The sequence below is a fragment of the Terrabacter sp. R4-6 genome (assembly GCF_057529065.1).
This window is the reverse complement of record NZ_CP197224.1, coordinates 847,680-861,198: the sequence shown is the minus strand read 5'-3', so window position 1 is coordinate 861,198 and position 13,519 is coordinate 847,680. Positions and strand designations below refer to the sequence as shown.

Sequence of the window (13,519 nt, the reverse complement as noted above, 5' to 3'; positions counted from 1 at the left end):
GCAGAACCGATCCGAGCACCATCCGGATCAGCCCGAACCCCGCCCGCACTACGCCTCACGACGCACCCAGGCAGGTTTTCTTGAGCGCCACACCGGCACGCGACGCATCACAGTCAGATGCCTTCGCGCAGCTCCTCCGGGGCTCCCTGCTGCCGACGGCCGTGGCGGGCCTGGTCTGCGTCGTCGTCGGGCTCTTCTCGAGCCCCAAGGCCGCGTGGTCGGCCGCACTCGGCGCCGCCATCGTCCTCTTCTTCTTCAGCCTCACGCTGCTCGTCATGAAGCGCACGGCCGACCTGCCGCCCACGACGACGATGATGATCGTCATGGTCACCTACACCTTCAAGGTGCTGGTGCTCGGCGTCGTCATGTTCGCTCTGCGCGACGTCACGTGGGCCTCGGGCTTCGCGATCGGCCTGTCGATCACGGTGTGCGCCGTCGTCTGGCTCTTCTTCGAGATGCGCGCCTACAAGCGGCTGCGGATCTTCGCGTACGACCCCGACGGCGCGGCCTCGCTCGACGCGACGCCCGACGCGTCGGCCGATGCGACGCCCGAGGCGGCACCCCACCGGGAGCCGCGTGATGAGCCGTGACACCGGAGGTCGCCATGACCACGCCACCAACACCAGCGCCCGACGAGCCGACGGAGCCCACCGAGCCCACCGAGCCCACCGAGCCCACCGAGCTCTCGGCGGAGGACAAGGCCGAGGAGCTGCGCCGGTTCAACACCCGCGAGCAGGACTCCGCCTGGCGTGCCGTCGCGTACATGCTCACCGGCCCGCTGATCTACGGCGGACTCGGTGCGCTGGCCGACCACTGGCTGGGTACGACATGGCTCGTCGGGGTCGGGATCGTGGGTGGAATGGCCCTGTCGCTCTACCTGATCTGGTTCCGATACGGTACCCATTGAGCCCGACGGCCTCCGTGCCGCCCGTCAGCGCGTCGCCCGCCGGCCCGCCGACCTGGGGTCCGACCGGGAGCACGCTCCCGAGCACCGACCCTCCACCCCTGACGCAGGTCGTCAGCCGAAGTGCCCAGAACCTACAAAGGAGTAACCCGTGAGCATCGTGGCCGCCGCCCCGACGGACTACACCGCCCCCGGCGTCGAGGAGTTCTGGCAGCCCCTCTTCGGGACCGACGGCCCCTGGGCGGTCACGCGGCCCATCCTCCTCATGGTCGTCGCGACCGGCATCGTCGTCTGGTGGCTGCTCGCCACGACGAAGAAGAAGGCGCTCGTGCCGGGTCGTGGCCAGATGGGCACCGAGGCCGTCTACGGCCTGGTCCGCAACGGCATCGCCCGCGACCTCATCGGCAGCAAGGAGTTCATGCGGTTCGTGCCGCTGCTCTTCGCGCTCTTCACGACGATCCTCGTCAACAACTTCTTCGGCGTCATCCCGCCGTTCAGCTACCCGACCTTCAGCCGCATCGGCTTCCCGATCGCCCTGTCGCTCATCGTCTGGGTCGTCTTCCACGTCGTGGGCATGCGCAAGCACGGCTTCATCGGCTACTGGAAGTCGCTCGTGCCCGCGGGCCTGCCCAAGGCGATGATCCCCGCGATCTTCTTCCTCGAGCTCATCACCGACCTCTTCACGCGACCGGTCACGCTCGCCCTGCGACTCTTCGGCAACATGTTCGCCGGCCACATCCTCATCGTGCTCTTCATCACCGGTGGCTGGTACATGCTCAACTCGGGCGGCGTCCTCGTCGTCGCCGGTGGCGTCACGTGGATCTTCGCCTTCGTGATGACGCTCTTCGAGCTGCTGGTCGAGTTCCTCCAGGCCTACGTCTTCACCCTGCTGGCCGCCCTCTACATCGGCGGCGCGGTCGCCGACGAGCACTGAGGCCGCACCACCTCGCGCCTCCGGCGCACCACGAACTGCACCACCGCACGAGCACCACGAACCAGCTTCGCCCCCGCCCGTCTGGTAACCGCCAGCCGGACAAGACAAGAAGGAATGGAATAAACATGACTGGCAACATCGCCATCCTCGGTTACGGCCTCTCCGCCATCGGCCCCGGTATCGGTGTCGGTCTGATCTTCGCCGCCTACATCAACGGCGTCGCCCGTCAGCCCGAGGCTCGCGGCATGCTGCAGCCGATCGCCTTCCTGGGCATGGCCATCACCGAGGCGCTCGCCATCTTCGGTATCGCGCTCGCGTTCGTCTTCAAGGGCTGACGCCCCTCCCCGGGGCAGCCCGAAGCACCGATCGTCTTTCTCTCTAGGAGAACCTCATGCAAGCAGTGACCGTGACCGCCGAGGGCGGCGAGGGCGGCTTCTGGGCCACCGCGGCACCGATCATCCCGCACCCGCTCGAGTTCTTCTTCGGCCTGGCGTGCTTCGCGATCCTCTACGTCGTCGTGAAGCAGAAGGTCGTGCCGCGCCTCGAGCAGATCTACGCCGAGCGCACTGCTGCGATCGAGGGCGGGATGAACAAGGCCGAGGAGGCCCAGGCGCAGGCCCAGGCCGCGCTCGAGCAGTACCAGGCGCAGCTCGTCGAGGCTCGTTCCGAGGCCGCCCGCATCCGTGAGGACGCGAAGGCCCAGGGCGCGCAGATCATCGCCGAGATGCGCGAGCACGCGGCGTCCGAGGCCTCTCGGATCACCGAGACGGCGCACAAGCAGATCGAGGCCGAGCGCCAGCAGGCGGTCGTCTCGCTCCGCAGTGACGTCGGCCGCATCTCGACCGACCTCGCGAGCCGCATCGTCGGCGAGTCCCTCCACGAGGAGACCCGTCAGAAGGGCATCGTCGAGCGTTTCCTCGCCGAGCTCGAGTCGGGCGACGTCGTGCGTGAGAAGGTCGGCGGCGCCGCCGGCAGCCAGGGCGGGGACGCCTGATGCAGGGACCCTCACGCGCAGCAGCGGCGGCGAGCCGCGAGGCTCTCACCGGCGTCCTTGCTGCCGGTGCCGACCGTTCGCGGTTGGCCGAGGAGCTCTTCGCGGTCGTCGGGATCATCGACGGCAGCGCGACCCTGCGTCGCGCCGTGGCGGACCCGTCCCGCGAGGGCGTCGACAAGGCCCAGCTCGCCGAGCGGCTCTTCGCGGGCAAGGTCAGCGCCGAGACGCTCGTCGTGCTCAAGGGTGCCTTCGGGCAGCGCTGGAGCTCCGAGCGTGACCTGACCGACACGGTCGAGTCGTATGCGGTCGAGGCCGTCATCGCGCAGGCGGAGGCCGAAGGCCGCGCCGACCGCGTCGAGGACGAGCTGTTCCGCTTCGAGCGGATCGTGGCGGCCGACGCGCCGCTGCGTTCGGCGCTGGCCGACTCGCAGGCGCCTGCCGACAAGCGGGCCGACCTCGTGTCCTCGCTCCTGCTCGGCAAGGTCGCACCGGAGACCCTCGTGCTGGCCCGTCAGGCCGTGGTCGCCCCGCGCGGCCTGCGCTTCGACCGGGTCCTCGAGAAGTACCTCGAGACGGCCTCGAGCCGCCGCGAGCAGCAGACGGCCACCGTCACCTCGGCCGTCCCGCTCACCGACGACGACCGTGCCCGCCTCGCCGCGGGCCTGGCTGCCATCTACGGCGGCACGGTCCACGTCAACACCGTCGTGGACCCCCGGGTCATGGGCGGGGTCAAGGTCGAGATCGGTGACGAGCTCATCGACGGAACCGTCATCCGCAAGCTCGACGCGGCCCGCCGGGCCATGGGTGCCTGAAGCACCCACCACCAGCTGTGATCAACCACCGGCCCGCCCTGCGGGTCGAAACCGAGGAGAAGATCTGACATGACGGAGCTTTCGATCCGTCCGGAGGAGATCCGGGACGCTCTGGACTCGTTCGTCCAGTCCTACGAGCCCGGCGCGGCCTCCCGCGAAGAGGTCGGCCGCGTCACCGACGCCGGTGACGGCATCGCTCACGTCGAGGGTCTGCCCTCGGCCATGACCAACGAGCTGCTCCAGTTCGAGGACGGCACGCTCGGCCTCGCGCTGAACCTCGACGTCCACGAGATCGGCGTCGTCGTCCTCGGTGACTTCGCAGGCATCGAGGAGGGCCAGACCGTCAAGCGCACGGGCGAGGTCCTCTCGGTCCCGGTCGGTGACGACTTCCTCGGCCGTGTCGTCGACCCGCTCGGCAACCCGATCGACGGGCTCGGCGACATCAAGACCGAGGAGCGTCGCGCCCTCGAGCTGCAGGCTCCCAACGTCGTCCAGCGCAAGTCGGTCCACGAGCCGCTCCAGACCGGCATCAAGTCGATCGACGCGATGACGCCGATCGGCCGTGGCCAGCGCCAGCTCATCATCGGCGACCGCCAGACCGGCAAGACGACGGTCGCGATCGACACGATCATCAACCAGAAGCGCAACTGGGAGTCGGGCGACCCCGACGCCCAGGTCCGCTGCATCTACGTCGCCATCGGCCAGAAGGGCTCGACCATCGCGTCGGTCCGCGGCACGCTCGAAGAGGCCGGGGCGCTGGAGTACACCACGATCGTCGCGGCACCCGCGTCCGACTCGGCGGGCTTCAAGTACCTCGCTCCCTACACCGGCTCGGCCATCGGCCAGCACTGGATGTACCAGGGCAAGCACGTCCTCATCGTCTTCGACGACCTGAGCAAGCAGGCCGAGGCCTACCGCGCCGTGTCGCTGCTGCTGCGCCGTCCGCCGGGCCGCGAGGCCTACCCGGGTGACGTCTTCTACCTGCACAGCCGGCTCCTCGAGCGTTGCGCCAAGCTCTCCGACGACCTCGGCCACGGCTCGATGACGGGTCTGCCGATCATCGAGACGAAGGCGGGCGACGTCTCGGCGTACATCCCGACCAACGTCATCTCGATCACGGACGGCCAGATCTACCTGCAGGCCGACCTGTTCAACGCCAACGTGCGTCCGGCCATCGACGTGGGTGTCTCGGTCTCCCGAGTCGGCGGTGCCGCGCAGATCAAGGCGATGAAGTCCGTCGCCGGTCGACTCAAGCTCGACCTCGCGCAGTTCCGCGCCATGGAGGCCTTCGCGATGTTCGCGTCCGACCTCGACCCCGCCTCGCGAGCCCAGCTCGCCCGTGGTGCGCGCCTCGTCGAGCTGCTCAAGCAGCCGCAGAGCTCGCCGTACCCCGTCGAGGAGCAGGTCGTCTCGATCTGGACCGGTACGACCGGCAGGCTCGACGACGTCGCGGTCGAGGACGTCCGCACCTTCGAGACCGAGCTGCTCGAGACGCTGCGTCGCGACGGCAAGATCCTCCAGACGATCCGCGAGACCCTCAAGCTCGACGAGGACACCGAGACGGCCCTGGCCAAGGTCGTCGACGAGGTCAAGTTCACCTTCCGGGGCACCGGCAAGGACGGCCTCGAGGCCGGCAACGAGGAGTTCGACGAGATCGCCGACGACCAGATCACCCAGGCGAAGATCGTCAAGCAGAAGTGACCACCTTCCGTATGCCGCCCGGCCAGCCGGGCGGCATACGGAAGCGGGCGTGAGCCCACCCTGCAGGCAACCACAGACTTTTAGAGACCAAGAGAGGCGGAGCACATGGGAGCGCAGATGCGGATCTACCGCCAGCGCATCAAGTCCGTCAACTCCATCAAGAAGATCACCAACGCGATGGAGCTGATCGCGGCCGCACGCGTCGTCAAGGCCCGCCAGCGGGCCACCGAGGCGATGCCGTACACGACCGCGCTGACGCGTGCCGTGTCCGCGGTGGCGACCAACACGAACGAGGACCACCCGTTGACGACGGCGAAGGAGACCGCGAAGCGGGCCGGCGTCGTCATCATCACGGCGGACCGCGGACTTGCCGGTGCCTACTCCGTCGCGGCGATCAAGGAGAGCGCGGAGCTCATCGCCAAGCTGACCGCCGAGGGCAAGGAGGTCGTGCCCTACCTCGTCGGTCGCAAGGCCGTGAGCTACTTCAAGTTCCGCAAGCGCGACTACGCCGCCGAGTGGACCGGATTCTCCGACGCCCCGACGTTCGAGAACGCCAAGGAGATCGCCGACCGCATCACGGCCGACTTCCTCAAGCCCACGGAAGAGGGTGGCCACGACGAGATCCACGTCGTGTTCACCCGCTTCCGCTCGATGGTCCGCCAGGACCCGTTCGTGCTGCGCCTGCTGCCTCTCGAGGTCGTCGAGGCCGACGCGGCGGGCGACGACGAGAGCCTGGACCTCAGCGTGAACCGCTACGACGAGGGCCAGATCCCGCCGGAGTACTCCTTCGAGCCCAGCGCGTCCGAGGTCCTCGACCTGCTGCTGCCGAAGTACGTCCGCAACCGCATCTTCACCGCGCTGCTCAGCTCGGCGGCCTCCGAGCTCGCCGCCCGCCAGCGGGCGATGAAGTCGGCCACCGACAACGCGACGGAGCTGATCAAGACCTACCAGCGCCTCGCCAACCAGGCCCGTCAGGCCGGCATCACCCAAGAGATCAGCGAAATCGTGGGCGGCGCCAACGCCCTCGCCGACGCCAAGAAGTAACGCCCACAGGTAAGGAAGCAGACCACCATGACTGCAACTGTCAGCGACACCACGTGGACGGCCCCGCCCGCGGGCGGCGTCGGACGCATCTCCCGCATCATCGGCCCGGTCGTCGACGTGGAGTTCCCCGTCGACGCCATGCCCGAGCAGTACAACCTGCTCACGACCGAGGTCACCCTCGCCGGCGAGACGAAGAACCTCAACCTCGAGGTCGCCCAGCACATCGGCGACAACATGGTCCGTGCGATCTCGCTGCAGCCGACCGACGGTCTCGTGCGCGGCTCGGCCGTGCAGGACACCGGCGGCCCCATCACCGTCCCCGTCGGTGACGTGACCCTCGGCCACGTGTTCAACACGACCGGCGAGTGCATGAACCTTGCCGAGGGCGAGACGCTCGAGGTCAAGGAGCGGTGGGGCATCCACCGCAAGGCCCCGGCCTTCGACCAGCTCGAGTCCAAGACCACGATGTTCGAGACGGGCATCAAGGTCATCGACCTGATGACCCCGTACGTCCAGGGTGGCAAGATCGGCCTCTTCGGTGGTGCCGGCGTCGGCAAGACGGTGCTCATCCAGGAGATGATCGCCCGTGTCGCCCGTGACCACGGTGGTGTGTCGGTGTTCGCCGGTGTCGGTGAGCGCACCCGTGAGGGCAACGACCTCATGGTCGAGATGGAGGAGGCGGGCGTCCTCGGACAGACCGCCCTCGTCTTCGGGCAGATGGACGAGCCGCCGGGCACGCGCCTGCGCGTCGCCCTGTCGGCGCTGACGATGGCGGAGTACTTCCGCGACGTCCAGAAGCAGGACGTGCTCCTCTTCATCGACAACATCTTCCGCTTCACGCAGGCCGGCTCGGAGGTCTCGACCCTCCTCGGCCGCATGCCGTCCGCCGTCGGCTACCAGCCCACCCTGGCCGACGAGATGGGCACCCTGCAGGAGCGCATCACGTCCACGCGCGGCCACTCGATCACCTCGATGCAGGCGATCTACGTGCCGGCCGACGACTACACCGACCCGGCTCCGGCCACGACCTTCGCGCACCTCGACGCGACGACCGAGCTCTCGCGTGACATCGCGTCGATGGGTATCTACCCGGCTGTCGACCCGCTGTCCTCGACCTCGCGCATCCTCGACCCGCGCTACGTGGCGGCCGACCACTACAACACGGCCGTGCGCATCAGGTCGATCCTGCAGCGCAACAAGGAGCTCCAGGACATCATCGCGATCCTCGGTATCGACGAGCTCTCCGAAGAGGACAAGATCCTCGTCAACCGCGCCCGTCGCATCCAGCGCTTCCTGTCGCAGAACACCTACGTCGCCAAGCAGTTCACCGGCATCGAGGGTTCGACCGTGCCGCTGTCCGACACGATCGAGGCGTTCACGAAGATCGCCGACGGCGAGTACGACCACGTCGCCGAGCAGGCCTTCTTCATGTGTGGTGGCCTCGACGACGTCGAGCGCCAGTGGGCGGAGATCCAGAAGAACCTCTGATCTGGATGGATCGATTCACCCGACGACGGGGAGGTGCCCTCTGGGCCCTCCCCGTTCGTCGTGTGTGGGTGCCGTGCTTCGCGGTGGCCGTCGTGGCCGTCGCGATCGCCCGCGCCCGCTACGGGGTGGACCTCAGCGACAGCTCGCACGCCGTGGAGCTGGCGCTCCGGCTCGCCCAGGGTGACGTCCCGTTCCGGGACGAGATGAACGTCCAGGCGCTGGGTGCCTGGCCCGCGGTCCCGTTCGTCTGGACGTGGGAGCACGCCGTCGGGCTGGACGGCCTCGTGCTCGCCTCGCGCGTGTGGTTCGTGCTCGTGTGCGCCGGCGTCGGTGCCGTCTGCTGGCGCGCGATCGCGCCCGCTTTCGGTCGGGGCACGAGCGCGTGTGCGCTGGCCGTCGCTCTCGTGCCGGCGGCGTACAACCAGCAGGTCCTGTCGTACAACACGACGCCGGCCCTGATGTACCTCCTGGCGGTGTGCTGCGCGCTGGGCGCCACGGTCCGCTGCGTCCGCTGCGCGCGTCCGTATGCCGTGTCGGCGGGGGCGGCGACCGCGCTCGGGGCGGTGAGCCACCCGGTCACGGCACCGGCGGCGTCCGCGCTCCTCGTCGTGGTCGTCGTGCTGCTCTGGCGCCTCGACGTGGCGCCGTCGAGGTCAGGGCCGTCGAGGTCAGGGCCGTCGGGGTCGTGGCCGACCGGGCGTCGCGGCGGCCTCCTCGGGCTGGTGTCGGCCCGGCCCGGTGTGGTGGCGGTCGTCGCCGGGACGCTCGTCGTCGGGGTCGTCGTCGGGGTGCTGGTGGTCGCCGTCTGGGGCCTGGCCGACATCTCGGCCACGGTGGCGTTCACCGAGGCCTACCAGGCCACGCGCCCGAGTCGCTGGGACCGGCTCGGCCGGTGGACCTCGCAGGTCGGGACCTCGCTCGCCGGTCCGTGGGTCCTGCTCGCCGTGCCGCTCGTCCTGCTCGCCGCGGCCCCGGCCGCACGGCGGCTGCGGCTGCCGCTCGTGCTCCTCGCGGTTGCCACGGTCACGGTCCAGGCCCTCCAGAGCGGGGTGGTCTCGACGACCTACACGGTGCTGTCGTGGCTCACCCCGCTGCTCGGCACGGTCCTCGTCGTCGTCCTGCTGCCGGTGCTCGTCGTGGTCGCGGCGCGGGACCGGGGTCCCGTGGCACGCCTGGCCGTCCTCGGCCTGACGCCGACCCTCGTGGGCATGCCCGTCCTCGCCGCCTTCACGTCGTCCGGGCCGGTGTGGGGCGCGACGGGAGCGGTGCTGGCGCCGGGGCTGCTCGCCGTGACGGTCGCCGCGCTGGTGCACCTCGCCACGCGCCCGGCCAAGGTGGCGCTCGCCGGTCTGCTGCTCGCCTCCCTTGGCACGGTCCACGCCCTCAACAGCTTCCGCGACGGACCACCGTCGGCCCTCGTGGTGGACGCGCCGGACGGTGCGTTCGCCGGACTGCGGACCACGGAGCAGCACCGCGCCGAGCTCGAGGCCAACCAGCAGGCCGTGCAGGCGTGCGCGCGGCCCGGTGACGGTGCCCTCGACTACATCCACCCGGCGGCCTTCCTCTACGCCGACCTCCGTTTCGACACCCCGATCGTCTGGATGGACTTCTTCGGCCCGACGAGCCAGGGCGTGCTGGACTGGATGCACCGCTCGGGGCGGGTGCCGGAGTGCGTCGTGGCGGCTCGGGACTTCTGGCCGGGCTACGGCCACCACCGCTACGTCGACGACGCCGACCCGCTGCGCGACTGGGTCGTGGCCCACTACCGCGTCGTGTCGCAGACCTCGCAGCTCGTGGTCCTCAGGCGTGCGGGATGAGCGCCCCGACCCGCGGCGCGGCCACCGACGACCGTGAGCCCCACGTCGAGCGCTGTGATCAGCACTGTGACGAGAACCGCAGCCTCGCGACGCCCGCGGCGTCGCCTGCGGGGCATGCGGGTACGACTCACGGTGTTGACTCAGATGCAGTCGTCAGCGCCGACGAGCCCAGCACCTCGCACCAAGACACAGCCCAAGGACACAAGTCCAGGACAAGGAGAATCGTGAGCACGCCCACCCAGCAGGCCCCGCGCCACCGGGTCGTGGTCATCGGATCGGGTTTCGGCGGTCTGTTCAGCACACAGAAGCTGAAGCGCGCCGACGTCGACGTGACCCTTATCGCCCGCACGACGCACCACCTCTTCCAGCCGCTGCTCTACCAGGTGGCCACGGGCATCCTCTCCGAGGGCGAGATCGCCCCCTCGACGCGCGAGGTGCTGCACCGCCAGGACAACGCGAAGGTGCTGCTGGGCGAGGTCGAGACGATCGACCTCCAGGCGCGCACGGTGACCCACACCGCGGTCGGTCGTGAGACGGTCACGCCCTACGACTCCCTCATCGTCGCGGCCGGCGCCGGTCAGTCGTGGTTCGGCAACGACCAGTTCGCCCGGCACGCTCCGGGCATGAAGTCGATCGACGACGCCCTCGAGCTGCGGGGCCGGATCTTCGGCTCGTTCGAGCTTGCCGAGCTCGCCACGACGCAGGACGAGGTGGACCGCCTCATGACGTTCGTCGTCGTCGGTGCCGGCCCGACCGGTGTCGAGATGGCGGGTCAGATCTCCGAGCTCGCGCGGCGCACCCTGAAGCGCGACTTCCGCCGGATCGACCCGACGAAGGCGCGGGTCATCCTGCTCGACGCGGCTCCCGCCGTGCTCGGCTCCTTCGGCGAGAAGCTCGGCGACCGTGCCGTCAAGCGCCTGACCGAGATGGGCGTCGAGGTGCGCCTCGGCGCCAAGGTCGTCGACGTCGACTCGACGGGCATCGAGGTCGAGCACGGTGACGGCAGCCGCGAGCGCATCGAGTCCGTCTGCAAGGTCTGGGCCGCGGGCGTCAGCGCCTCGCCTCTCGGTCAGCAGCTCGCCGACCAGTCCGGAGCCCGGCTCGACCGCGCCGGCCGCATCGAGGTCCGCGACGACCTCACCCTCCCCGGGCACCCCGAGGTCTTCGTCGTCGGCGACATGATGGCCCTCAAGGGACTGCCCGGCGTCGCCCAGGTGGCCATCCAGGGCGGCCGGTACGCCGCCGAGCAGATCGTGCGACGTCTCAAGGGCCAGGCGCCCAAGGGGCCGTTCGAGTACTTCGACAAGGGCTCGATGGCGACGATCTCGCGCTTCTCGGCGGTCGCGTCGGTCGGGAAGGCGCAGTTCAGCGGGTTCTTCGCCTGGATCCTGTGGCTGGCGGTCCACCTCGTCTACATCATCGGCTTCAAGCACCGGATCACGACGCTGCTCCACTGGGCCGTGACCTTCATCGGCCGCGGACGGTCCGAGCGGGTCGTGACCGAGCAGCAGGTCTTCGCCCGGCAGGCGATCGCCGACCTCGGCGAGGAGTTCAGCCCGGAGCTGCCGCGCGTCGCGACGGACCGCTCGCACGACGAGTCCTGACCGGCCCGGCCGCGACGCCCGGGCACACGACCGGGCCGGCTCCTGGGTGGGAGCCGGCCCCGCGGCATACGTGGTCGTCATCGTGCTCGCGGTCCCGCGAGCGCGCGACGCGTCAGGGGACGAGGCGCTCCACGGCCGCTCCCAGGCGGGGGAGCGCGGCGACGACGTGGCCCTTTGCCTTGCCGCGCAGCGAGCCGTAGACCTTGGCGGCCGAGCCGTGCGAGGTGTTGGCGGCCTTCGCGTCGGTCACCGCGAGGAGGGCGTCGGCCGCGGCGTCGGGCTGGGCCGCGAGGTGCGCCCCGAACGACGAGTCGCCCTTGGTGGCCCAGAACGGGTCGAGGGCGCTGGCGAACTGGGGGAGGAGGCGGTCGGTGGCGCTCGTGACGAAGTTGCCGCCGAGCTTCTTGGCGGCGGCGTAGCCCGCCTTGACGGCGGCTCCGCCCAGTCCGGACTTGTCGGCCACCTCGGCGTCGATGACGTCGGTCAGGGTCTCGACGGCCACCGGGCGGCGGGTCGGCTCGAGGAGGGCGTCGGACACGGCAGTGCTCATGGATAGGACTCCTGTGGAGGGTGGGGAATCGGCGCGAGCGGCCTGCGCCACCTCGCGTACGGAGCATCCTCGCAGAGGCACTAAACTGCAGAGCACACCCCCACGATCCGGAGGAAACGTGAGTTCGCTCAAGGTTGAGATGGTTGCCGCCGACCGGAAGGTCTGGGAGGGCGAGGCCAAGTTCGTACGCGCCCGGTCCATCTCGGGCGAGCTGGGCATCCTGCCCGGCCACACCCCGTTGCTCGGTGTCCTCGTCGAGGGCGAGGTCTCCATCGAGTCCCTCGAGGGCGAGCGTCGCACCGTGACGGTCGACGGCGGGTTCCTCTCGGTCGACTCCGACGTGGTGACGATCGTCGCCGAGCACGTCGACGCCTCGTCGCTGCAGACGAGCTGAGGTCCCGCGTGCCGTCCGTTCTCGTCTCGACCGAGATCGTGATCGGCACGCTCCTGGTGGTCGCGGTGGTCGTCCTCGCGACGACCTACCTGCGCCGCCGCTACATCGCCAAGGGGCTGCCCCTGACCCTGTGCGGCATGCGTCGCTCCGAGTCCGACCGCTGGCGCCTGGGGCTCATCAGGTTCGGCGACAACGCCCTCGAGTGGTACGCCCTCGGGGGCGTCTCCGTGCGCCCCAAGCACCGCTGGCTGCGCCAGCGCCTGCTGCTCGACGCGCCTGAGCCGCTCAGGGGCAGCGACTCGATCCCGCTGCTGCCCGACGCGAGCCGGGTGCCGTGCACCGACGGCGACAGCGACTTCGAGCTGGCCCTGCAGGGTCCCGCCTACACCGCGCTGCGCTCGTGGCAGGAAGCCGCGCCCCCGGGCTACAACGTCAACGTCGCCTGACGGCCGGGCCAAGGCCGCACGACGTCCCGCTCGTCCTGCGAGCGGTCGCGCACCGGCTGCGCCCCGGCGACCTGAGCTGCGCGATCTCGCGCGGTGCCGATGGCGTGTGCCGTGTGGCGGGTCAGTGCTTCTTCGCGCGCTCGGGCTTCTCGACGCGGCCGCCACCGGGCTGCCACAGCACGTCCCCGCCGATCGGCTTGTTGGCGATGCGGGCGAGGATGAAGAGCAGGTCCGAGAGACGGTTGAGGTACTTCGCCGTCAGGACGTTGACGCCGCCGACGCCCCTCGCGTCCGTGCCCTCGGGGGCCGGCTCGGTGCCGTGCTGGTCGACCGCCGCCCACGCGGAGCGCTCGGCGCGGCGCACGATGGTCGTCGCGAGGTGCAGGTGGGCCGACCCGGCCGTGCCTCCGGGGAGGATGAACGACCGGAGCTTCTCGACCTGCTCGAGGTAGTGGTCGCAGTCCGCCTCGAGGTCGTCGACCCACGGCTGCTCGACGCGCAGGGGCGGGTAGTCGTAGGAGTGCCGGAGCGGCGTCGACAGGTCGGCGCCGACGTCGAAGAGCTCGTTCTGCACGCGCTGGAGGGTGACCCTGACCTCGTCCGGCAGGTCGCCGCACGCGACGGCGATGCCGATGGCGGCGTTGGCCTCGTTGGAGTCGGCGTAGGCGTGCAGCCGGGCGTCGTTCTTGCTGACCCGCGAGAAGTCGCCGAGGCTCGTCGTGCCGTCGTCGCCGGTGCGCGTGTAGATCCGCGTCAGGTTGACCATGGGGCCACTCTCTCACCCGCCGTGGAGGCGCCGTCGCTCGGCCGGTGCCCCGATAGGGTTCCTCG

At 70.0% G+C, this 13,519-nt stretch carries 15 protein-coding genes; 13 read left to right on the top strand and 2 right to left on the bottom strand.

The window, feature by feature from the left end; genetic code table 11:
- Positions 1-80: 80 nt before the first annotated feature.
- The 11 genes from ACSSS0_RS04060 (at position 81) to ACSSS0_RS04010 (ending at position 11,298) form a co-directional block, all read left to right on the top strand.
- Complete coding sequence (locus ACSSS0_RS04060; protein ID WP_487230153.1) at positions 81-590, top strand: Cg1360 family ATP-synthase-associated protein; 510 nt, start codon at positions 81-83, stop codon at positions 588-590.
- 14 nt (positions 591-604) lie between these two features.
- Positions 605-907, top strand: a complete 303-nt coding sequence (locus ACSSS0_RS04055) for a hypothetical protein (RefSeq protein ID WP_487230152.1) — start codon at positions 605-607, stop codon at positions 905-907.
- A gap of 148 nt (positions 908-1,055) precedes the next feature.
- Entirely contained in the window at positions 1,056-1,838 is a 783-nt protein-coding gene (gene atpB, locus ACSSS0_RS04050) for a F0F1 ATP synthase subunit A (protein ID WP_435985194.1), read from the top strand.
- A gap of 125 nt (positions 1,839-1,963) precedes the next feature.
- A complete protein-coding gene (gene atpE / locus ACSSS0_RS04045; RefSeq protein ID WP_020142944.1) occupies positions 1,964-2,173 on the top strand; it encodes an ATP synthase F0 subunit C in 210 nt (69 codons plus the stop codon).
- A gap of 56 nt (positions 2,174-2,229) precedes the next feature.
- Positions 2,230-2,832: a F0F1 ATP synthase subunit B gene (locus ACSSS0_RS04040; protein WP_256792623.1), complete on the top strand. Its 603-nt coding sequence runs from the start codon at positions 2,230-2,232 to the stop codon at positions 2,830-2,832.
- Entirely contained in the window at positions 2,832-3,644 is an 813-nt protein-coding gene (locus tag ACSSS0_RS04035; RefSeq protein ID WP_487230151.1) for a F0F1 ATP synthase subunit delta, read from the top strand. The genes ACSSS0_RS04040 and ACSSS0_RS04035 overlap by 1 nt, the downstream gene beginning before the upstream one ends.
- Before the next feature lie 69 nt (positions 3,645-3,713).
- The gene (atpA, locus tag ACSSS0_RS04030; protein ID WP_020142941.1) at positions 3,714-5,345 is read left to right on the top strand and encodes a F0F1 ATP synthase subunit alpha; all 1,632 of its coding nucleotides are present in this window, start codon (positions 3,714-3,716) and stop codon (positions 5,343-5,345) included.
- Positions 5,346-5,450: 105 nt separating this feature from the next.
- Positions 5,451-6,389: a F0F1 ATP synthase subunit gamma gene (locus ACSSS0_RS04025; RefSeq protein WP_487230150.1), complete on the top strand. Its 939-nt coding sequence runs from the start codon at positions 5,451-5,453 to the stop codon at positions 6,387-6,389.
- Positions 6,390-6,416: 27 nt separating this feature from the next.
- A complete protein-coding gene (gene atpD / locus ACSSS0_RS04020; protein ID WP_435985198.1) occupies positions 6,417-7,877 on the top strand; it encodes a F0F1 ATP synthase subunit beta in 1,461 nt (486 codons plus the stop codon).
- A 92-nt stretch (positions 7,878-7,969) separates the two neighbouring features.
- Positions 7,970-9,694: a hypothetical protein gene (locus tag ACSSS0_RS04015; protein ID WP_487230149.1), complete on the top strand. Its 1,725-nt coding sequence runs from the start codon at positions 7,970-7,972 to the stop codon at positions 9,692-9,694.
- 224 nt (positions 9,695-9,918) lie between these two features.
- Positions 9,919-11,298, top strand: a complete 1,380-nt coding sequence (locus ACSSS0_RS04010) for an NAD(P)/FAD-dependent oxidoreductase (RefSeq protein ID WP_435985200.1) — start codon at positions 9,919-9,921, stop codon at positions 11,296-11,298.
- 112 nt (positions 11,299-11,410) lie between these two features.
- On the opposite strand, the gene ACSSS0_RS04005 is transcribed toward ACSSS0_RS04010, so the two are convergent.
- Positions 11,411-11,848 carry a DUF6918 family protein gene (locus ACSSS0_RS04005; protein WP_435985201.1) on the bottom strand — a complete coding sequence of 146 codons (438 nt, stop codon included), beginning with the start codon at positions 11,846-11,848 and terminating at the stop codon, positions 11,411-11,413.
- A 118-nt stretch (positions 11,849-11,966) separates the two neighbouring features.
- Between ACSSS0_RS04005 and ACSSS0_RS04000 the strand changes: the two genes are divergently transcribed.
- Positions 11,967-12,242, top strand: coding sequence for a F0F1 ATP synthase subunit epsilon (locus ACSSS0_RS04000; RefSeq protein ID WP_028785412.1), 276 nt, complete (start codon positions 11,967-11,969; stop codon positions 12,240-12,242).
- Positions 12,243-12,250: 8 nt separating this feature from the next.
- Positions 12,251-12,688 carry a DUF2550 domain-containing protein gene (locus ACSSS0_RS03995; RefSeq protein WP_435985202.1) on the top strand — a complete coding sequence of 146 codons (438 nt, stop codon included), beginning with the start codon at positions 12,251-12,253 and terminating at the stop codon, positions 12,686-12,688.
- Between the two features lie 121 nt (positions 12,689-12,809).
- Here ACSSS0_RS03995 and ACSSS0_RS03990 read toward each other — a convergent pair whose 3' ends face one another.
- On the bottom strand, positions 12,810-13,454 hold the full coding sequence (locus ACSSS0_RS03990) for a cob(I)yrinic acid a,c-diamide adenosyltransferase (RefSeq protein ID WP_487230148.1): 645 nt from the start codon (positions 13,452-13,454) through the stop codon (positions 12,810-12,812).
- Positions 13,455-13,519 lie beyond the last annotated feature (65 nt).